At 57.8% G+C, this 18,557-nt stretch carries 21 protein-coding genes; 11 read left to right on the top strand and 10 right to left on the bottom strand.

Annotated elements, in window-relative coordinates:
- Window positions 1-4 precede the first annotated feature (4 nt).
- The 4 genes from ACR0LN_RS16850 to ACR0LN_RS16835 all read left to right on the top strand — a co-directional run bounded on the left by ACR0LN_RS16850 (window position 5) and on the right by ACR0LN_RS16835 (window position 3,211).
- Window positions 5-880 (top strand): F0F1 ATP synthase subunit gamma, encoded by an 876-nt coding sequence (locus tag ACR0LN_RS16850; RefSeq protein ID WP_480431258.1) that lies wholly within the window; start codon window positions 5-7, stop codon window positions 878-880.
- Between the two features lie 18 nt (window positions 881-898).
- Window positions 899-2,323 (top strand): F0F1 ATP synthase subunit beta, encoded by a 1,425-nt coding sequence (gene atpD / locus ACR0LN_RS16845; RefSeq protein WP_480431255.1) that lies wholly within the window; start codon window positions 899-901, stop codon window positions 2,321-2,323.
- A gap of 12 nt (window positions 2,324-2,335) precedes the next feature.
- Window positions 2,336-2,746, top strand: coding sequence for a F0F1 ATP synthase subunit epsilon (locus tag ACR0LN_RS16840; protein ID WP_480431253.1), 411 nt, complete (start codon window positions 2,336-2,338; stop codon window positions 2,744-2,746).
- 114 nt (window positions 2,747-2,860) lie between these two features.
- Entirely contained in the window at window positions 2,861-3,211 is a 351-nt protein-coding gene (locus ACR0LN_RS16835) for an H-type lectin domain-containing protein (protein WP_480431250.1), read from the top strand.
- 39 nt (window positions 3,212-3,250) lie between these two features.
- On the opposite strand, the gene rpiB is transcribed toward ACR0LN_RS16835, so the two are convergent.
- Together rpiB and ACR0LN_RS16825 are read right to left on the bottom strand one after the other, a co-directional pair.
- Window positions 3,251-3,691 carry a ribose 5-phosphate isomerase B gene (rpiB, locus tag ACR0LN_RS16830; RefSeq protein ID WP_480431247.1) on the bottom strand — a complete coding sequence of 147 codons (441 nt, stop codon included), beginning with the start codon at window positions 3,689-3,691 and terminating at the stop codon, window positions 3,251-3,253.
- Between the two features lie 61 nt (window positions 3,692-3,752).
- Window positions 3,753-4,772 carry a ribose-phosphate pyrophosphokinase gene (locus tag ACR0LN_RS16825; protein ID WP_480431246.1) on the bottom strand — a complete coding sequence of 340 codons (1,020 nt, stop codon included), beginning with the start codon at window positions 4,770-4,772 and terminating at the stop codon, window positions 3,753-3,755.
- A gap of 109 nt (window positions 4,773-4,881) precedes the next feature.
- On the opposite strand from ACR0LN_RS16825, the gene ACR0LN_RS16820 reads away from it, so the two are divergent.
- A complete protein-coding gene (locus tag ACR0LN_RS16820; protein WP_480431244.1) occupies window positions 4,882-5,487 on the top strand; it encodes a DsbA family protein in 606 nt (201 codons plus the stop codon).
- On the opposite strand, the gene ACR0LN_RS16815 is transcribed toward ACR0LN_RS16820, so the two are convergent.
- The 3 genes from ACR0LN_RS16815 to ACR0LN_RS16805 are packed head-to-tail and all read right to left on the bottom strand — an operon-like array spanning window position 5,484 to window position 7,920.
- On the bottom strand, window positions 5,484-6,518 hold the full coding sequence (locus tag ACR0LN_RS16815; RefSeq protein ID WP_480431242.1) for a threonine aldolase family protein: 1,035 nt from the start codon (window positions 6,516-6,518) through the stop codon (window positions 5,484-5,486). The two genes, ACR0LN_RS16820 and ACR0LN_RS16815, sit on opposite strands and share 4 nt — an antisense overlap.
- On the bottom strand, window positions 6,518-6,991 hold the full coding sequence (locus ACR0LN_RS16810) for a YcgN family cysteine cluster protein (RefSeq protein ID WP_480431240.1): 474 nt from the start codon (window positions 6,989-6,991) through the stop codon (window positions 6,518-6,520). The genes ACR0LN_RS16815 and ACR0LN_RS16810 overlap by 1 nt, the downstream gene beginning before the upstream one ends.
- Window positions 6,988-7,920, bottom strand: coding sequence for a bifunctional riboflavin kinase/FAD synthetase (locus tag ACR0LN_RS16805; RefSeq protein WP_480431239.1), 933 nt, complete (start codon window positions 7,918-7,920; stop codon window positions 6,988-6,990). Before ACR0LN_RS16805 ends, ACR0LN_RS16810 begins: the two co-directional genes overlap by 4 nt.
- Window positions 7,921-8,181: 261 nt before the next feature.
- Between ACR0LN_RS16805 and ACR0LN_RS16800 the strand changes: the two genes are divergently transcribed.
- On the top strand, window positions 8,182-8,763 hold the full coding sequence (locus ACR0LN_RS16800) for a methylenetetrahydrofolate reductase C-terminal domain-containing protein (RefSeq protein ID WP_480431237.1): 582 nt from the start codon (window positions 8,182-8,184) through the stop codon (window positions 8,761-8,763).
- Window positions 8,760-9,749: a methylenetetrahydrofolate reductase gene (locus ACR0LN_RS16795; protein WP_480431235.1), complete on the top strand. Its 990-nt coding sequence runs from the start codon at window positions 8,760-8,762 to the stop codon at window positions 9,747-9,749. Before ACR0LN_RS16800 ends, ACR0LN_RS16795 begins: the two co-directional genes overlap by 4 nt.
- 84 nt (window positions 9,750-9,833) lie before the next feature.
- Here the strand turns inward: ACR0LN_RS16795 and ACR0LN_RS16790 are convergent, their stop codons facing one another.
- The 5 genes from ACR0LN_RS16790 to ACR0LN_RS16770 all read right to left on the bottom strand — a co-directional run bounded on the left by ACR0LN_RS16790 (window position 9,834) and on the right by ACR0LN_RS16770 (window position 14,570).
- Window positions 9,834-10,277, bottom strand: coding sequence for a MaoC family dehydratase (locus ACR0LN_RS16790; protein ID WP_480431234.1), 444 nt, complete (start codon window positions 10,275-10,277; stop codon window positions 9,834-9,836).
- A 100-nt stretch (window positions 10,278-10,377) separates the two neighbouring features.
- Window positions 10,378-11,253 carry an HAD family hydrolase gene (locus tag ACR0LN_RS16785; RefSeq protein WP_480431231.1) on the bottom strand — a complete coding sequence of 292 codons (876 nt, stop codon included), beginning with the start codon at window positions 11,251-11,253 and terminating at the stop codon, window positions 10,378-10,380.
- A 102-nt stretch (window positions 11,254-11,355) separates the two neighbouring features.
- Window positions 11,356-12,432, bottom strand: coding sequence for a DUF389 domain-containing protein (locus ACR0LN_RS16780; RefSeq protein ID WP_480431230.1), 1,077 nt, complete (start codon window positions 12,430-12,432; stop codon window positions 11,356-11,358).
- A 126-nt stretch (window positions 12,433-12,558) separates the two neighbouring features.
- Window positions 12,559-13,479: a manganese-dependent inorganic pyrophosphatase gene (locus tag ACR0LN_RS16775; RefSeq protein WP_480431228.1), complete on the bottom strand. Its 921-nt coding sequence runs from the start codon at window positions 13,477-13,479 to the stop codon at window positions 12,559-12,561.
- A 110-nt stretch (window positions 13,480-13,589) separates the two neighbouring features.
- A complete protein-coding gene (locus ACR0LN_RS16770; protein WP_480431226.1) occupies window positions 13,590-14,570 on the bottom strand; it encodes a TraB/GumN family protein in 981 nt (326 codons plus the stop codon).
- Window positions 14,571-14,705: 135 nt separating this feature from the next.
- On the opposite strand from ACR0LN_RS16770, the gene ACR0LN_RS16765 reads away from it, so the two are divergent.
- The 4 genes from ACR0LN_RS16765 to ACR0LN_RS16750 all read left to right on the top strand — a co-directional run bounded on the left by ACR0LN_RS16765 (window position 14,706) and on the right by ACR0LN_RS16750 (window position 18,533).
- Entirely contained in the window at window positions 14,706-15,380 is a 675-nt protein-coding gene (locus tag ACR0LN_RS16765) for a DUF2161 domain-containing phosphodiesterase (RefSeq protein ID WP_480431224.1), read from the top strand.
- A gap of 150 nt (window positions 15,381-15,530) precedes the next feature.
- On the top strand, window positions 15,531-15,818 hold the full coding sequence (gene groES / locus ACR0LN_RS16760; RefSeq protein ID WP_039523824.1) for a co-chaperone GroES: 288 nt from the start codon (window positions 15,531-15,533) through the stop codon (window positions 15,816-15,818).
- A gap of 55 nt (window positions 15,819-15,873) precedes the next feature.
- Window positions 15,874-17,514, top strand: a complete 1,641-nt coding sequence (gene groL / locus ACR0LN_RS16755) for a chaperonin GroEL (protein WP_480431222.1) — start codon at window positions 15,874-15,876, stop codon at window positions 17,512-17,514.
- Between the two features lie 176 nt (window positions 17,515-17,690).
- Window positions 17,691-18,533, top strand: a complete 843-nt coding sequence (locus tag ACR0LN_RS16750; protein WP_480431220.1) for a DMT family transporter — start codon at window positions 17,691-17,693, stop codon at window positions 18,531-18,533.
- Window positions 18,534-18,557 lie beyond the last annotated feature (24 nt).

Raw genomic sequence — 18,557 nt, 5'->3', positions numbered from 1 at the left:
TCCGATGCCTAGTCTGAAGGACCTTAAAAACAGGATCGAGTCGGTCAAATCGACCCGCAAGATCACCAAGGCCATGCAGATGGTCGCGGCCGCTAAACTGCGCCGCGCCCAGGAATCTGCCGAAGCCTCGCGCCCCTATGCCGAGCGGTTCAATGCCGTGATGGCGGGGCTGGCGGCTTCGGTCGGGGGCAGCGACAGCGCCCCCAAACTGCTCCGTGGTACGGGCAGTGATGATGTGCATCTGCTGGTTGTGATGACAGCTGAACGCGGCCTGTGCGGCGGCTTCAATGCGAACATCGCCAAGCTCGCCCGCGCCAAAGCGGAAGAGCTGCGCGGCAAAGGCAAGACGGTCAAGGTTCTGACCGTCGGCAAGAAAGGCCGCGACGCGCTCAAGCGTGATTTTGGCGATCTGTTTGTTGGGCATATCGACCTGAGCGAGGTCAAGCGCATTGGCTATATCAACGCGCAAGACATCGCCAAGGACGTCCTGTCCCGCTTTGACGGGGGTGAGTTCGACGTTGCCACGATCTTCTACTCGAAGTTCGTCAACGTTGTGACCCAGATCCCGACGGCACAGCAGGTCATCCCCGCCTCGTTCGAGGACACCGAGGGTGACGACAGCGGTGCGGTATTCGACTACGAGCCCAGCGAAGAGGCCATTCTGGCCGACCTGCTGCCCAAGGGGGTTGCGACCGCGATCTTCTCGGCTCTGCTCGAAAACGGAGCGTCTGAACAGGGTGCACGGATGTCCGCGATGGACAACGCTACACGCAACGCGGGTGAGATGATCGATAAGCTGACGATCCAGTTCAACCGCTCGCGTCAGGCCGTGATCACCAACGAGCTGATTGAAATTATTTCCGGCGCCGAAGCGCTGTAAGAAAACCGGAGACGAAACATGGCGAATGCAAAAGGCAAAGTCACACAGATCATCGGGGCCGTCGTCGACGTGCACTTCGAAGATCAGCTGCCTGAAATTCTGAACGCGCTGGAAACCACCAACAACGGCAAGCGCCTGGTGTTGGAAGTTGCTCAGCACCTGGGTGAAAACACTGTCCGCACCATCGCGATGGACGCGACCGAAGGTCTGGTCCGTGGCGAGGCCGTCACCGACACCGGCGCACCGATCTCGGTTCCGGTTGGCAACGCAACCTTGGGCCGCATCCTGAACGTTGTCGGCGAGCCGATCGACGAAAAAGGCCCGGTCGAAGCTTCTGAGGCCCGTGCGATCCACCAGCCTGCGCCGACCTTCGACGAACAGTCGACTGAATCGGAAGTTCTGGTGACCGGCATCAAGGTTGTTGACCTGCTGGCCCCCTATGCCAAAGGCGGTAAGATCGGCCTGTTCGGCGGTGCCGGCGTTGGTAAAACCGTTCTGATCATGGAACTGATCAACAACATCGCAAAAGTACACTCGGGCTTCTCGGTGTTCGCGGGTGTTGGTGAACGGACCCGTGAAGGGAACGACCTGTACCACGAGATGATCGAATCGAACGTTATTAAACCGGACAACCTGTCGGAATCGCAGGTGGCCCTGGTTTACGGTCAGATGAACGAACCTCCGGGAGCCCGTGCACGTGTTGCTCTGACCGGTCTGACCCTGGCCGAGCAGTTCCGCGACCAGTCCGGTACCGACGTTCTGTTCTTCGTCGACAACATCTTCCGCTTCACGCAGGCGGGTTCCGAGGTTTCGGCTCTGCTGGGTCGTATTCCTTCCGCTGTGGGCTATCAGCCGACACTGGCCACCGACATGGGCGCCCTGCAGGAACGCATCACCTCGACCAAGTCGGGCTCGATCACCTCGGTGCAGGCGATCTACGTGCCTGCGGACGACTTGACCGACCCCGCGCCGGCAACCTCGTTTGCGCACCTGGACGCGACCACCGTTCTTAACCGTGCGATCTCGGAAAAGGGTATTTACCCTGCGGTTGACCCGCTTGACTCGACCTCGCGTCTGCTGGATCCGGCTATCGTTGGTGAAGAGCACTACAAGGTTGCGACCGACGTTCAGCAGATCCTCCAGCGCTACAAGTCGCTGCAGGACATCATCGCCATCCTTGGCATGGACGAACTGTCGGAAGAGGACAAACTGACCGTGGCCCGCGCTCGTAAGATCGAACGCTTCCTGTCGCAGCCGTTCGACGTGGCCGAAGTCTTCACCGGTTCGCCCGGTGTTCAGGTTCCTCTGGATGTCACCATCTCGTCGTTCAAGGCCGTTGTGGCTGGCGAATACGATCACCTGCCCGAAGCGGCCTTCCTGATGGTTGGCGGCATCGAAGAAGTGATCGCGAAAGCCGAGAAGATGGCAGCAGAAGCCGCCTAAGGAGTATCCCTGATGGCAAACACGATGCAATTCGACCTCGTCAGCCCCGAGCGGAGCCTTGCTTCGCTTGAGGCCACCGCGGTCCAGATTCCCGGCGCGGACGGGGACATGACTGCGATGCCGGATCATGCCCCCACCATCACCACGCTGCGCCCGGGCATCCTAAAGGTCGAGGCACCCGAAGGGGCCAGCGAATACCTGGTCACCGGAGGGTTTGCCCAGATCAACGGCGATAGCCTGTCGGTTCTGGCTGAAAAGGCCATTCCGGTTGCCGAAGTAACCCGGTCGCATCTGGACGACCTGATCGCCGAGGCCCGCGCCTCGCACGAGGCGGCAAAGGAAGGCGATGACCAAACCATCGTTGACGACGCCGCCAAGCTGCTGGCCGATATGGAAGCCCTTGGAACGCATATGAGCCTGTAAGGCTCAGTAAATGCTAAAGAAAAAAACGGCTCCGCCAGCGCGGGGCCGTTTTTTGTCGTGATTTTGCCGAAGGCGCAGGGTAAGTGTATTGGATAATTAGACAAAGATATCAGAATGAAGACATTTCGAACCCACCCGATTGGTATTGACCAAGGCGAGGCAGTGCTATTTTCCGATTTTGCTGATGGCGGGGATATGTGGACAGGTGAGGGCCCGCGTGAGCGGCGTTCAACCATCACATTCAGCCAACCGTTCCGCTCGGCGCCCGTTGTTCAAATCGGCGTATCACTGTGGGATGTGGATACGTCCTCGGTGCTGCGCGCCGAAGTGGCAACTTGTGACATCACACCTGAAGGATTTATTGCGGTCTTCCGAACCTGGTCTGACACGCGTATTGCCCGGACCCGGGTGAACTGGACCGCAATTGGAGAGATCAGCCACGAGGATGACTGGCATGTATTCTAGCGCGCCAGCAGCGACGCGCTAGACGAGGCGTCCGCCGTTTTACGCTTCAATCATATCCACGCGAGTTGCGTGGCGGCCACCTTCGAATTCGGCGCTCAAAAACGCATCGACGATATCAAGTGCCGTTCCTTCACCGATAACGCGCGCGCCGATGGACAGCATGTTGGCGTCGTTGTGCTGACGGATCATCCGAGCCGAGAAGGTGTCCGAGCACACGCCACAGCGGATGCCGGGCACTTTGTTGGCGGCCATCATAATGCCCTGACCAGTGCCGCACAGAATGATCCCAAGCGCGCAATCACCTGAGGCCACCGCCTCGGCCGCGGCTTTACCGTGCAGAGGGTAGTGCGTGCTTTCCGGTGTGGTTGGGCCGATATCGACCACGTCCCAGCCCTGTGCGGCAATGTGGTTGGCTATAGCCTGGCGCAGTTCAATGGCTGCGTGGTCGCTTGAGAGGACGATGCGTTTTGAAGAGGTCACGAAAAGGTCCTGCTTTTGTGTGTGAGCGTAAAAGGGCGACCCACTGGGCCGCCCATCAGACTTAATCCATGTGGTACATGGATTCGTAGATCGGGGTCAGGGTCTTGTCCTCGAACAGGGACGACACGCTGGTGCCGTTCCAGATGTTCAGGATTGCCTGTGTAAAGATCGGTGCCGTCGGCACGATCCGGATGTTCTTGGCTTTGTTGATCTCGGGCGTCGGTTGGATCGTGTCGGTCAGCACCAGGGATTTCATAACCGAGTTCGTCACACGCTCGACCGCAGGGCCGCTCATGACGCCGTGAGTGATGTAGGAGTGGACCTCTTTCGCGCCATTATCCATCAGAACCTGCGCCGCTTTGCACAAAGTGCCAGCAGTGTCACACATGTCGTCCACGATCAGGCAGATCTTGTCTTTAACGTCGCCAATCACAGTCATCTCGGCCACTTCGCCCGCCTTTTCGCGACGTTTGTCGACGATCGACAAGGGGGCATTTATCCGTTTGGCAAGCTCACGGGCACGTGCCACGCCGCCAACATCCGGTGAAACAACCATGATTTCGTCCAGTCTGTCCTTAAACTGATGTTTCACATCAAGGGCAAAGACCGGCGAAGCATAGAGGTTGTCGACCGGAATATCGAAGAAACCCTGAATCTGGGCGGCGTGCAGGTCCATGGTCAGAACGCGCTCGATCCCGGCGCCGGTCAGCATGTTGGCGACCAGTTTGGCGGAAATAGGCGTACGGGCCTTTGTGCGGCGGTCCTGACGGGCATAGCCAAAATAGGGGATGACTGCGGTGATCCGCTGGGCCGAAGACCGACGCAGTGCATCGGCGATGATCAGCAGTTCCATCAGGTTGTCATTGGCGGGGTTCGAGGTTGGCTGGACAATGAACATGTCCTCGCCCCGGACGTTTTCGAACACTTCGACGAAAATCTCGCCGTCATTGAACCGTTCGACCCGCGCATCGACCAGACCCTGATCGACACCGCGATACAGGCTCATTCGGCGAGCAATGGATTCGGCAAGCGGAAGATTGGCGTTCCCAGCGATAAGCTTGGGTTCGTTGAGTGTCGGCATCGGCTGAGGTCCCCGGGCAGCAATGGCAGAATGTGACAGATTCGTGATGTTGACACCGCTTAGCATGGCCTTACCGTCCAGCAAAGATAACGCAGTGGAGAAAGTGCACATGGCCGATATTGACTACTTTTTTGCGACAATCTCGCCATACACGTATCTGGCGGGCAACCGGCTTGAGGAGATTGCGGCCAAGCATGGTGCAACGATCAACTACAAACCGCTGGACATCATGTCGCTGTTCGGGCGCACGGGTGGAACACCCCCGAAAGATCGGCATAAGTCGCGCGTCGAATACCGAGTACAGGAACTGCTGCGCCAGTCAAGAAACCTGGGAATGGCGTTCAATCTGCAACCGGCGCATTGGCCGACCAATGCCGCGCCGTCCTCTTACGCGGTGATCGCTGCATCGAAAGACGGTGCAGGAGATGTGGGGAAGCTGGTTCATTCCCTCCTACGAGCCTGCTGGGCCGAAGAAAAGGACATCGCGCAGGACGATGTGATCCGCGATTGCCTGACGCAAGCTGGGTTTGATCCGAACCTTGCCGATAGCGGCCTGTTGGTCGGAGCCGAGACTTATGCCGCCAATCTGGAAGAGGCCGTTGACCGCGGTGTTTTCGGCGCGCCGTTCTATATCACCGAAGATGATCAAAGGTTCTGGGGACAGGATCGTCTTGACGATCTGGACCGGCACCTGACCGAGATGAAGGGCGCCTAAAGCAGGGCGAGGAACCGGTCGATTTCATCTGCGCTGATAGACCAATCGCAGACAAGACGGCAGGCAAGTATCTCGTCATCATTCGCGCCGTCCAACTCGGCCCCCCAGAGGTGATAGACAGCCCCGGCCTCGTGTAGTTGCTTGTGCCGGGCGCGGGAAAACTGGGCAAAGATCATGTTGGCATGCGGTTCGTGCAGGAACGAGGCACCTTTGGCGCGCAGTCCATCGGCCAGACGGGCACAATTGGCATTGGCCTGACGCGCCAATTGCAGCCACAAGTCGTCCTGTAAATAGGCCGCCATCTGGGCCGACAGGTAGCGGTGCTTCGAGAACAGATGCGCGCCGCGTTTGCGGCGCAGCTCAAACTCCCAGGCTTTGGATTCGTCAAAGAAAACGACGGCCTCAACGCCCATCAAGCCGTTCTTGGTGCCGCCAAAACTGACCACATCGACACCCGCTTTCCAGGTCATATCAGCCGGAGAGCAGTTCAGCGCCACCAATGCGTTGGTAAAGCGCGCACCGTCCAGATGAACAGGCAGACCATATTCCTTGGCTACGCCGCATAGTGTTTGCAGTTCTTCCAACGTGTAGACCGAGCCGCGCTCGGTTACTTGAGTGATCGAAACAGGGCCACGCTGCGGGCCGTGCACGCCACGGGTCTCTTCGGCCAGAATCGAGCGACGCAGAGCCACAGGCTCCATCTTGTCGCCGCCGGGCACCAGGGTCAGCTTAGCGCCGCTATAGAATTCCGGCGCGTTGCACTCATCTTCGTGGATATGGGCCACGGGAGAGCAAAACACGGTATCCCACGGGTTCGACAGCGTTGCCAATGCCAGCGAATTCGCCGCAGTGCCAGTCGCCACCAGATAAACCGCCGCGCCCGGAGCCTCAAAGATACCGCGGATGCGATCCCGTACCTCGTTCATCAGCGTATCGGCCCCATAGGCCATCTGATACCCTTGATTGGCTTCGTTCAACGCGGCCATGACATTTGGGTGAACCGGACCGGAATTGTCAGAAGCGAAGTACATCAGTTGGGCTCCTCGATAATATAGTCTTCCCATTCTTCCATGGGTGTCTCGAACTCGGACACTGTGCGCCCCTGAACCGAAACGCCCGCGGCGTGCACGCTGTCCGGCGTACCAGATATCAAAGGGTGCCAGTCGTAAAGAGGTTTCCCTTCCCACAACAGCCGATAGGCACAAGTCTGCGGCAGCCAGTAGGCGTGGTCGTCGATGTTGTCAGGCTTCATCACGATACATTCCGGCACAAATTGATGGCGGATATCGTATTGCGTGCAGCGGCAACTCTCATCGTCCAGCAGGCGGCAGGCAACGCAAGTCAGTGCGACCTCGCCGGTGTCTTCGTCTTCCAGCTTGTTCAGGCAGCATTTGCCGCAGCCGTCACACAACGCCTCCCATTCGCGCTGATTCATTTTGGTCAGCGGTTTACGCTCCCAGAACCGGGGGCTCAGGCCGTTGCGATCAATCGGGTCGGTCGTCATAACGCTGCCAACAGGGCGCGGGCCTTGTCGCAATCGGCATCCATTTGCGTGATAAGACCATCCAGCCCGTCAAATGTCATCTCGGGGCGCAAGTATTCGACCAGTCCAACCGACAAGGTTGCGCCATATAGATCGCCCGAGAAGTCGAACAGGAAGGTTTCGATATTGGGCACCTCTCCGTTGAACATCGGTCGGGTGCCAACGGACGCAGCGCCGTGATAGCTGCCTTCGTGCGGCCCATCCAATACATCAACCAGCACAGCGTAGACGCCGAATTTCGGTGGGTGCAGCCCTTCGATGGACATATTCGCAGTGGGGAAACCCAAATCGCGCCCGCGTTGTTCGCCGCCGATCACTTCGCCCTCGATCCGGTGCCAATGGCCCAGCATCGCGGCTGCATTGCGGGGGCGGCCTTCGGTCAATGCAGTGCGGATCGCCGTTGAAGAGACCACATTCTCGGACCGTTCCATCAGTGGCGCGATGGTGACGCCAAAGCCCATTTGTTGCCCAAAACGGACCATGTCTTCCGCCGTTCCGCTGCGGCCCTTGCCGAAACAGAAATCGGACCCAACGACCACATGCGAGATACCCAGCCCGTCGCAGATCACGTCGCGCGCGAATTCCGCCGGGGTCAGCCCTGCCAAGGCCGCGTTGAAAGGCAGTTCATAGAGTTGTTGAACCCCAAGCTTCTCAAGTCGGTGCGCCCGCGCATTGCTGCGCATCAGGCGAAAGGGTGGGGCATCGGGGGCGAAATATTCACGCGGATGCGGCTCGAAAGTTAGCACACCCAACGGCGCGTCCGGGGCAGCACTACGCGCCAGTTCGATCACCGACTGGTGACCGACGTGAACGCCGTCAAAATTCCCGATCGCCACACTGGCGCCGCGGTCTTCAGGTTCGGTAAATTGGAAATCCCGGATGATGCGCATAGGCGAGTGCGTAGCGGCGCGAGTCAATTTGTTCAAGCTGCAGTTTGAATTTGAAGAACGCGACCCGACAAAATAACGCTAAACTGACCAATATGCCGGATAATGCTGGCGGTGATATCAAGCAAAACACGCTGATTGCGGACAACAGCTTGATTCGAAAAAAAACTTAAGTGTAGACTACATACCCGGTTTTCAGAAATTGCTGCGATCCGGATCGAGGCCCGGCCAGGTTCACATGAACCCAGCACAGGAGGCAGACCCATGTATCGATTGCGATTGTTCGCGATCCGCCATGCCCGCACTTTCGAGTGGATTTACAAATGTGTCGAACGCGGCATGGTCGCTATGGACCCGGTCTTTGCTAAGATCGGTTACAACCGCGTCGAACGTCCGATCGCGCTGGTCGAGAAAGGCGTCAAAACCCTGCTGTTTGACTGCAAGATGTGTGGGCAATGCGTGTTGTCTTCTACCGGCATGTCCTGTCCGATGAATTGCCCAAAGCAATTGCGTAATGGCCCGTGTGGCGGCGTACGTCCCGGTGGATTCTGCGAGGTAAAGCCAGACATGAAATGTGTCTGGGCATTGGCGTGGGATGGGGCGAGCCGCATGCGTGACGGAGGCGACAAGATCAAAGAAGTCTTGCCGCCGGTGGAACATACGTTACGCGGATCTTCATCCTGGTTGCGCGTCAGCCGAGAGATTGCTGCACATGAACGCGAAGCCCGTGACGCCGCGCGAGTGACCCTGGCGCAAGCGTTCCCAGAGGCGCGCGAGAATGAACCCTCAGCGGCACCTCTGGCCGCCGAGCCGCCCAACGCCGTGAATCGGGAGCTGAAGAAATGAACGACGCCCCCCGCAGCGAGATCGAGCCGATCGGCTACGTTCCCGTTCCCGAAGGATATGTGTCGCACAGTCGTTTGGAGAGAGTTTTGCGCTCGGGTCGTTTCGCGGTTACGGCAGAGTTGAACCCACCCGACAGCGCGGACCCCGAGGACGTCTTTCAGGCGGCTCAGCCGCTTGGTGAAGTAGCCGACGCTATCAATGCAACTGATGCTTCAGGTGCCAATTGCCATATGTCTTCCATCGGAATTTGTGCGTTGCTTACGCGTGCGGGCTATTCTCCCGTCTATCAGATTTCTTGCCGAGATCGAAACCGGATCGCAATTCAGGGCGACGTGTTAGGTGCCGCGGCGTTGGGTGTGAGCAATGTGCTTTGTTTGACCGGTGACGGCGTAGGTGTAGGGGATCAGCCGGGGGCAAAGCCGGTGTTCGACTTCGATTCCCTGACTTTGTTGCGTACAATCCGCACAATGCGCGATCAGGGAACGTTTCTTTCTGGCCGTAAGATCACCCGCGCGCCTCAGTTGTTTCTTGGGGCGGCGGAAAATCCTTGCATACCACCTTATGACTGGCGTCCGGACCGGCTGGCAAAGAAGGTTGAAGCAGGTGCCGAATATATTCAGACCAACTATATCTACGACATTCCGTTATTTGAGAAATTCATGGCTCGGGTGCGGGATGCCGGTCTGGACAAAAAAGTTTTCATTATTGCTGGTGTAGGTCCTCTCGCCTCGGCGCGTGCGGCACGCTGGATGCGCAGCAATGTGCCTGGAATTCACATCCCGGATCAGGTCATTGAGCGGATGGAAAAGGCGGAAAAGCCTGGTGACGAGGGAAAAAAGATTTGTATAGAACTGATCCAGCAGATCCGGGATATCGCCGGTGTTTCTGGTGTTCACGTGATGGCTTACAGGCGTGAGCATGTAGTTTCGGAGATCATTCTAGAATCCGGGGCGTTGAAGGGGCGAAATCGTGCGCGCTCAACTTGAAAACCGTATGGAATTCAGTAATTTTTATGGGAGCTAACAGCAAAAGGCACAAGTTCTGCGCCTTTGCTTGGGTTGCTTCGCCAATCAGTCGAATTTGCGTGACGGGGCAAGAACCATCGCTTCGCCAATCAAAACTTTCTTGCCATCAACGGCGCAGTGACAATCCAGTTTAACCCGGCGCTTAGCGAAGTCGATGTCGATCACCTTGACCTCAGCATAAACCATGTCGCCAGGGCGGACAGGGGCAAGGAACTTCAGCGACTGGCCCATATAAACCGTGCCGTGACCGGGCAATTGCTCACCAATCACAGCCGAGATCAGACCGGCGGTCAGCATGCCATGCGCGATGCGGCCTTCGAATATCGTGTCACGGGCATATTCGTCATCCAGATGCACCGGATTCCGGTCGGTCGACACCTGCGCGAACATCTCGATATCTTCATCTGTCACCACTTTGCGCAGGTGACGGGTCATGCCCATTTCGATGTCTTCAATACAGATCGTGCCGCGCGGAAGATTGTCCAACATGTCGCCCTCACTTCGATTCATTGGGCAACAAAACAATCAAAGTTGCCCGTGTTCGGCAACTTTATTACTTCGCAGTCGCAGAAAATCAAGCATTTTCTGCTTACCTCAGACGGCCGATCGTATAGGTTGGATTGATGTTTTCCCTTGCAATATAATCGGTTAGAGATTCATGGTGCGGATGGTGCGACGTTTTGGTTTCGGCGGCAGCCAATCCGCCCGATATGAACAGAGAATCAATCCCCTCTCCCATGCCTCCCAGAATGTCGGTATGGGGGCCGTCGCCGATCACCAGAATGTCGCCGTCGGGGATATCGTGACCCAGTTCCTGCAGCCGGCGCCGGGCCAGATCGTAAATCGGCGGGTGCGGCTTGCCGAAATAAAGGCTCTCTCCGCCCATTTCGGTATAGAGTTTTGCCAACGCCCCGGCGCACCATTCCCGTACCTCGCCGCGATCAACCACAATGTCAGGATTGGCGCAGAGCAGTTTCATGCCTTTCTGTTTGGCGTACAGAAAATCCGGACGGTTCACCGCCGGGTCCGCCATAGGATCAAACGGGCCACAGCAGACGATCCCTTCGGCCTCATCCAGAGGCACACGTTCGATGTGGATCGGTTGGTGCAGCAGCTTGAGCGGCTCAAAAAAGCCTGCATCCCGCTGCCATTCGCCCATGAAATAAACCTTTTCACCAACCGCGCCCCGAAACATCGCCGAGCGTGCCGAGTCGCCGCTGGTGGCGATGGTGTCATAGGCGTCGGCGGGAACGTTGAAGTGAACCAATTGCTCGGCCACGCCCGCGCGGGGTTTCGGAGAGTTCGTGACCAGCACCACAACTCCACCCTTTGCGCGGTATTCCTTGAGGGCGGCAACGGCCTCCGGGAAGGCGGTAATCCCGTTATGAACACAGCCCCAAAGGTCGACGAACAGAGCCTTATAACGGTCAGAAACTTCGGACAGGGCGTGGATGATCTGGGTCATTGAAGGCCTCGGGGAATAAATTGAGAAGTTGCGTCAGCTATCGCAAAGCTGGAGCGTTTTGACCATCCCGCAAAGTGGATTGCCGTTGAAATACGGCTGCTGTCAGTTTTCTTCTGTGATTTTTTGTACGTCTGGTGCTTGCTGAACGGCGTCGGTGCCCAGAATGATCTGCGCACCTATTCGGTTCTGGAAACGAACAACAACCAGATAGCCCGGTCCAAGTTCCCCCCTCAGAACGTCAACCAAAGGTGTCTCGCGCAGGCTTTCTGGCAGAAGTCCCACGATCGAAGAAACTTTGTAAGCCGCTTCGATGGGAAGGTCGACGATCAGCCAGATATCGGCATGTTTGTTTTTGGCGTTCACGTCGACACGGATGATCTCGACCGATACGGGATCGGCCCAATCGCGGATGGTTTGTGCAAGCTGCGCCTCGGTCCGGGTTTCGAGGTAACGGTTGTACGTTGATTTGCCCAGTTGAAGGACGACGAAGGCAAGAAAGGCCAATGTCACCACAACGCTGGCGGTAAAGTTCAGTTTGCGGCGCCCCTTGCTGAACACGACCGAGCGGGCTGCATAAACGATATAGACGGCACACGCGGACAGGATGATCGCGCCCAGGTTTGTGGCGAACAGCAAACCTGCCTCGTATGCTTCGGCCGGTTCGCCGAAATAGAGCAGAACGCCCGAGGCTGATAGTGGGGGCACCAGTGAAACGCCGATGGCCGCACCGGGCAGCAGGCTGGCCTCGGACCTGTTGATCTGCACATATGCACCTGCCACGCCTGCGGCTAGGGCGACGATCAGGTCTTCGGTGCCTGGATCGGTACGGGCCAGAACCTGGTCGGGGATCAGGATGCCACGCGGAACGTCGGCGACATATACCAGACACCAAGCGAGCAAAACGCACAGAACGGCCGCGCCGCAGACGATCAGCGCGAGGCTAAACGCGCGGCCCAACCACCCCATGACCATAGCGGCAGCTACGCCAAGAATGGGTGTCATCAGCGGGGCCACCAGCATCGCGGCGATGACCACAGCTCCGGAATTACGCAACATTCCCATTGTGGCAATCACGACGGACAGCGTCAGCAGCATGGCAAAGCGCCGCCAATAGGCCGCTTTGTCACTGCCTTCGAACCGCAGGATGCTGCGCGTTATACTTAACTTACGCGTACTCATACTTTGGATTTGATCCGGTACCCCTTGTGTCAACCAGCTTAACAACGGATGTGGTTCGAGCAAATCCTGGAAGGCAATGAAAAAAGGCGCCCACTTGGGGCGCCTTATTCTGAAGTGTTCCGAAGATCAGACTTTGAGGTTCGGGATGATCTGTTTTTTACGGCTCATGATGCCGGGCAGGACCACGGCGTCGCCGTCGACGCTTGCGCCAAAGCTTTTCTCGGCTACGCCCTTCACCAGATCATTGGGAACCAGCAGGGTGGCTTCTTCGTTCAGGATGTCGACGACGAACAGCAGAACCTGATCAACGCCGTCTTCCTTGGCGACGTCGACCATCGAACCCGCCAGGCTGGCTTTGCGGTCCAGCACGACGCCCGGCGCGGTGGTTTCCAGAACCGAGACGCGGAACTTGGTGCCATCGACTTCGTATTCCTTGCTGTCCATGCGGATCAGTTCAGCGTCCGAGAACGAGGAGACGTCGGATTTCGCCGCGAACATGTCGGCGGCATAGGCCGAGACGTCCAGACCCAGATCGGCAGCCAGTTTCTCGGCCACGTCGCGGTCATGCGCGGTGGTGGTGGGCGAGCGGAATTCCAGTGTGTCCGACAGGATGCAGGTCAGCGCAGCGCCCTTGACGGCGTCGGGCATCTTGGCGGCGTCGTCACCCATCAGGTCGACCATGATGGTCGCAGTGCAGGCCAGCGGGCGCACGGTGATGTCGATCGGGCCCTTGGTTTCCAGACCACCGACCAGCTTGTGGTGGTCGATGATGGCGCGGATGTCGGCGCTGTTGACGTTGGCCGGCAACTCGGCCGGGTTGTTGGTGTCAACAATGACAACCGGCGCGTCCGCTTCGACATCGTCGATGATGCGCGGCTTCGGCAGGTCCCAGCGATGCAGCATGAACGCGGCTTCGGTGTTGGGTTCGCCCAGCAACACAGGCTCGGCCTGTTCGCCTTTGATTTCGTTCAGGTACCACGACCACAGGATCGGAGAGCCGGTGGAATCGGTATCGGGGGATTTGTGACCAAATACGAGGGTTGTCATGTCAACGTCCTGAGGATGATAAATTTGCGCGCCTTATAGGGCGCTCTGCCGGGGTTGTCACCCGGCAGTGATCATGCTGCGACGGTTGGTCTGATTTTTAGTTCGTTCGGTCAGAAAGGCGCACGCGTCAGCGAATAACCGGCTTGCTGCAACTGGTTCAGAAGACCGTGTTCTCCTCCCAGATGTCCGGCACCCACTGCGATCACCGCAGTCTGATCCTGGATGTTCAGAATATGTTTCATCCAGTTATTGTTTCGCTCGACAAGAAGCCGCTGTTCGAACCCATCCCACTCTTCGTCGAAAACCTCGTGCGACAGCCCCGAGGCATCGCGCCCCTGCAGGCGCGCCAACTGAATGATCTCGGCGTGCTGTTCTTCGATATAGGCATTGGCCATCGTCGCCAACTGATCCTCGCTGCCCCCAAACGCATCGGCCATTCGAACAAGGGACTGCACTTGTTTCTCGATGGGATGACTATCGAACATGGTCATCAGATCTTCGATCTCTTCAAGCGAGTATTGTGGAATGCCATATTCTTCGGCCAGATCACTCAGGCGCGCATCCATTCCGTGTTTGGCAGTTGGGTCCTGGATCATGCAGGGTGGAATGCCCAGCATCATACTGAGGAACCACGGACGCATTTTTGCAGCCATCCAACTGGGGATTCCGCGTTCGGCCAGCCCGCCGGAAAGGGCGGCCCAGTCCTTATCTGACATCATTTCTATCAGAGTCGGCCCCGAGGTTATCAGAACGGGGCTAAGGTCGCTGGCCAGGGTCTTTTCAAATGCCGTCAACTTATCTTCGGTGACTTCAAAGAAAAATGCGTCAGCTTGGCTGAGTGTGGGTGTCAGACGTTCGACCACCGTATCCATACGCGGGTCGTTGCTGTGAAGGGTTCCGATCAGGTGCAGCACCGTGTCGTCTTTGGTTGCGATCCAGTGGTTGCCTTCGGGAAAGGGGGTCTCAGCCAGCGTGTGTTCGATTTCGGCCCGCAGTTCGGGCGCTAAGTCTGCTCTTAGATCCTGACCTTCACAAGCTGCATAGGCGCAGACCGGCAGGAACAAGGAAATGAAGAGGAACAACAGTCGCATCAGAGTCATCCAGTATACTCAGCAAGGGTTTCTTAGGTGACCTTGCAGTGGCCGAGGCGTTGGTTCAAGCAACTTGCTGTGTTGTTCGGCTCATCTGTGTCTGGCATTCCACAACAATTCGCCTAGCATGCGGATATGGAGCGTGAGCAGGATCTTTATCCCCCGATCAAGGCGCTGTTAGAGCGCCAGGGCTATACCGTGAAAGGCGAGGTCGGTGCAGCCGATATCGTGGCCGTTCGGCTCGGGGAAGAGCCCGTGATTGTCGAACTGAAACTGCGGTTTTCTCTGGCACTGTTCCATCAGGCTATCACGCGGCTCAAGGCGACCGATCAGGTTTATATCGGCGTCTGCAAACCCAAGGGCCGTACGGCGCGGCGGGCTCTGAAAGATAATCTGGCATTGTGCAGGCGGCTGGGTCTTGGGCTGATTACCGTACGCTCTGATGGCGCTGTCGAGGTTCAGTGCGATCCCGGCCCCTACGCACCACGTAAGAACAAAGCCAAGGCCGCCCGGCTGCTGCGTGAGTTTGACCGGCTGGAGGGCGATCCCAATGCGGGCGGTGCTACGCGACATGGAATTGTAACGGCTTATCGTCAGGACGCTTTGAAATGCGCGGCGCATCTCGCCGAATGTGGTGCGACCAAAGGATCGGACGTGGCCAAGGCGACCGGCGTTACAGCGGCCACCCGTCTGATGCGGGAAAATCACTATGGCTGGTTCGACAAGGTTGAAACGGGAATTTACGCCCTGACCGAAGCCGGACAGGAGGGTCTGAAACACTGGGCTTATAGTTGGGAAACGACCGACTGAGGCTGATTGTCAAAAAATCCATCACAGCTTGTTGACTCGGGGTTTTAGACCCCCTAGCTATTCGTCGTTATCACTCGCAAGGGTCGAGTGCTAACGCCTCGCCAGATGGCGGGGGGGATAAACAAACTTTGAGCCCAAGGAGCTGCAAAGATGGCATTGAAACCGCTTCATGACCGCGTGCTGGTTCGCCGTACCGAAAGCGAAGAGAAAACCGCAGGCGGCCTGATCATTCCTGACAGCGCAAAAGAAAAGCCCAGCGAAGGCGAAGTCGTTGCAACCGGCGAAGGCGCACGCAAGGACAGCGGCGAACTGATCGCAATGGCTGTAAAAGCTGGTGACAAGATCCTGTTCGGCAAATGGTCGGGCACTGAGGTTCAGGTCAACGGCGAAGAGCTGCTGATGATGAAAGAAAGCGACATCATGGGGATCATCGAGTAAGCCCGCGCGCTTCCTCTGATCTTCATTCCAATACATTTTCTCAAGGAGAAACGACATGGCTGCAAAGGACGTCAAGTTCGACACCGATGCCCGTAACCGCATGCTGGCAGGTGTGAACATCCTGGCCGATGCTGTTAAAGTGACCCTCGGCCCCAAAGGCCGCAATGTGGTTCTGGACAAATCCTTCGGCGCACCGCGCATCACCAAAGACGGTGTATCGGTTGCCAAGGAAATCGAACTGGAAGACAAGTTCGAAAACATGGGCGCGCAAATGGTGAAAGAAGTCGCCAGCCGCACCAATGACGAAGCCGGTGACGGCACCACCACCGCGACCGTTCTGGCCCAAGCCATCGTTCGCGAGGGTCTGAAGCAGGTTGCTGCTGGCCTGAACCCGATGGACCTGAAGCGCGGCATCGACCTGGCGACAGCCAAAGTTGTTGCAGGCATCAAAGACGCGTCGCGTGAAGTCAAAGACTCGGCAGAAGTTGCTCAGGTTGGCACCATCTCGGCCAACGGCGAAGCCGAAATCGGCCAGCAGATCGCAGACGCGATGCAAAAGGTTGGCAACGAAGGCGTTATCACCGTCGAAGAAAACAAAGGTCTGGAAACCGAGACCGATGTTGTCGAAGGTATGCAGTTCGACCGTGGTTACCTGTCGCCTTACTTCGTCACCAACGCAGACAAGATGATCGCAGAACTCGACGACTGCATGATCCTGCTGCACGAAAAGAAACTGTCCTCGCTGCAGCCGATGGTTCCGCTGCTCGAGCAGGTGATCCAGTCGCAGAAGCCTCTGCTCATCATTGCCGAGGATGTTGAAGGCGAAGCGTTGGCAACTCTGGTTGTCAACAAACTGCGCGGCGGCCTGAAAATTGCTGCTGTCAAAGCACCGGGCTTCGGCGATCGCCGCAAAGCGATGCTGCAGGACATCGCGATCCTGACCGGCGGTCAGGTCATCAGCGAAGATCTGGGCATGAAGCTCGAGTCCGTCACCATGGACATGCTGGGCACCGCCAAGAAAATCGAAATCACCAAAGACGAAACCACTATCGTCGACGGTGCTGGCGAGAAGGCCGAGATCGAAGCACGTGTTGCTCAGATCCGTACCCAGATCGAAGAAACCTCGTCGGACTATGACCGTGAGAAGCTGCAAGAGCGCGTTGCCAAGCTGGCAGGCGGTGTTGCCGTGATCCGCGTCGGCGGCATGACTGAAGTTGAAGTGAAAGAGCGTAAAGACCGTGTGGACGATGCTCTGAACGCAACCCGCGCTGCCGTACAGGAAGGCGTTGTTGTCGGCGGTGGTGTTGCTCTGGTTCAGGCCGGTAAAGCACTGAACGATCTGGAAGGCGCAAACGCAGACCAGAACGCAGGCATCAATATCGTTCGTAAGGCAATCGAAGCGCCTCTGCGCCAGATCGCTGAGAACGCAGGCGTGGACGGTGCCGTTGTTGCTGGCAAAGTGCGCGAGTCCTCGGACGCGGCCTTCGGCTTCAACGCGCAGACCGAAGAATATGGCGACATGTTCTCGTTCGGCGTGATCGACCCGGCCAAAGTTGTCCGTACCGCTCTGGAAGACGCGGCATCGGTTGCTGGTTTGCTGGTCACAACCGAAGCGATGGTTGCAGACAAGCCGCAGAAAGACGCACCTGCCGCAGGCGGCATGCCCGACATGGGCGGCATGGGCGGCATGATGTAAGCTGCTTAGGCCATAGTGCTTAAGAGCGGGGTCGCCTTCGGGCGGCCCCGTTTCGCGTTGAATGGCCGCTCTGCGGCCATACCTCCGGCGGGAGTATTTTCGAAAAGATGAAGCGCGCGTGGTTTTCCGTGGGAAAGTAAGTGTGCAAACCCCCTTGAAATCGCTATGCGGTTGATATGCGACTGTTCCTACTCACCGCGCTGACCATGTGCGCCTTTGCGGCGAATTCGATCCTGAATCGTCTGGCTATTGATAGCGGCGCCAGTGATCCGGCGGGGTTTGCCGTTGTTCGTGTTCTGACCGGTGCCTTGGTGCTGACCGGTCTCGTTTGGTTGAGGCGCGGGCATCTGCCGCTAGGCAATCGGCGAAGGGTCGCTGGGGCAGGATCACTTGCGCTCTATATGATTGGGTTTTCCATCGCCTATCTTACGCTGGACGCCGGGCTTGGGGCGTTGATCCTGTTCGGCGTGGTGCAGATTACCATGTTTGTGGTGACATCCGTGACGGGCAATAGCCCAACCGCGCGCCAGATTGCCGGAGCTGCGATCGCTCTGGCGGGTTTAGCCTATGTGCTTTGGCCGTCGGGCACGGTGCAGGTCGATCCGACTGGCGCGGCTCTGATGACCGCAGCCGGGATCGGCTGGGGATTCTACTCGCTGGTCGGTCGGTCTGAACCAGACGCACTGGCGGGGACGGCCGCCAATTTTGTCGTTTCGCTGCCAGTGACGGCACTGGCGCTTGTGATGGTCGGAGGGGATTGGCAGATGACTGGCACAGGCTATGTGCTAGCAGCGGTTTCCGGTGGGATCACGTCAGGCATGGGGTATGCGCTCTGGTATCGAGTGCTGCCGCAATTGACGTCAGCAACAGCAGCAGTAGTACAACTGAGCGTGCCGATCATCGCCATTCTCGGCGGCGTTCTCCTGCTGGGTGAGGTCGCCAGCTTGCGTCTGATCTTGGGGGCATTGCTGGTTCTGGGTGGCATTGCGTTGGCCGTCCTGCGCCTAACGCCGCGCTAGGGGTTTCATCGCCAGCGCTTAGGG

It is taken from the genome of Ruegeria sp. AA6 (assembly GCF_056542865.1).
Note: the sequence above shows the minus strand (reverse complement) of the source record. Positions and strands in the feature narration are given on the sequence as shown.

What these genes read in the sequence shown, in the direction of transcription:
- ACR0LN_RS16780 (WP_480431230.1), bottom strand. Translation starts at nt 12,432, where the DNA reads ATGAGTACGCGTAAGTTAAGTATAACGCGCAGCATCCTGCGGTTCGAA.
- groL (WP_480431222.1), top strand. Translation starts at nt 15,874, where the DNA reads ATGGCTGCAAAGGACGTCAAGTTCGACACCGATGCCCGTAACCGCATG.
- ACR0LN_RS16840 (WP_480431253.1), top strand. Translation starts at nt 2,336, where the DNA reads ATGGCAAACACGATGCAATTCGACCTCGTCAGCCCCGAGCGGAGCCTT.
- ACR0LN_RS16835 (WP_480431250.1), top strand. Translation starts at nt 2,861, where the DNA reads ATGAAGACATTTCGAACCCACCCGATTGGTATTGACCAAGGCGAGGCA.
- ACR0LN_RS16795 (WP_480431235.1), top strand. Translation starts at nt 8,760, where the DNA reads ATGAACGACGCCCCCCGCAGCGAGATCGAGCCGATCGGCTACGTTCCC.
- atpD (WP_480431255.1), top strand. Translation starts at nt 899, where the DNA reads ATGGCGAATGCAAAAGGCAAAGTCACACAGATCATCGGGGCCGTCGTC.
- ACR0LN_RS16775 (WP_480431228.1), bottom strand. Translation starts at nt 13,479, where the DNA reads ATGACAACCCTCGTATTTGGTCACAAATCCCCCGATACCGATTCCACC.
- ACR0LN_RS16825 (WP_480431246.1), bottom strand. Translation starts at nt 4,772, where the DNA reads ATGCCGACACTCAACGAACCCAAGCTTATCGCTGGGAACGCCAATCTT.
- ACR0LN_RS16765 (WP_480431224.1), top strand. Translation starts at nt 14,706, where the DNA reads ATGGAGCGTGAGCAGGATCTTTATCCCCCGATCAAGGCGCTGTTAGAG.
- ACR0LN_RS16770 (WP_480431226.1), bottom strand. Translation starts at nt 14,570, where the DNA reads ATGCGACTGTTGTTCCTCTTCATTTCCTTGTTCCTGCCGGTCTGCGCC.
- ACR0LN_RS16750 (WP_480431220.1), top strand. Translation starts at nt 17,691, where the DNA reads ATGCGACTGTTCCTACTCACCGCGCTGACCATGTGCGCCTTTGCGGCG.
- ACR0LN_RS16810 (WP_480431240.1), bottom strand. Translation starts at nt 6,991, where the DNA reads ATGACGACCGACCCGATTGATCGCAACGGCCTGAGCCCCCGGTTCTGG.
- ACR0LN_RS16820 (WP_480431244.1), top strand. Translation starts at nt 4,882, where the DNA reads ATGGCCGATATTGACTACTTTTTTGCGACAATCTCGCCATACACGTAT.
- ACR0LN_RS16785 (WP_480431231.1), bottom strand. Translation starts at nt 11,253, where the DNA reads ATGACCCAGATCATCCACGCCCTGTCCGAAGTTTCTGACCGTTATAAG.
- ACR0LN_RS16815 (WP_480431242.1), bottom strand. Translation starts at nt 6,518, where the DNA reads ATGTACTTCGCTTCTGACAATTCCGGTCCGGTTCACCCAAATGTCATG.
- ACR0LN_RS16850 (WP_480431258.1), top strand. Translation starts at nt 5, where the DNA reads ATGCCTAGTCTGAAGGACCTTAAAAACAGGATCGAGTCGGTCAAATCG.
- ACR0LN_RS16800 (WP_480431237.1), top strand. Translation starts at nt 8,182, where the DNA reads ATGTATCGATTGCGATTGTTCGCGATCCGCCATGCCCGCACTTTCGAG.
- ACR0LN_RS16790 (WP_480431234.1), bottom strand. Translation starts at nt 10,277, where the DNA reads ATGTTGGACAATCTTCCGCGCGGCACGATCTGTATTGAAGACATCGAA.
- groES (WP_039523824.1), top strand. Translation starts at nt 15,531, where the DNA reads ATGGCATTGAAACCGCTTCATGACCGCGTGCTGGTTCGCCGTACCGAA.
- ACR0LN_RS16805 (WP_480431239.1), bottom strand. Translation starts at nt 7,920, where the DNA reads ATGCGCATCATCCGGGATTTCCAATTTACCGAACCTGAAGACCGCGGC.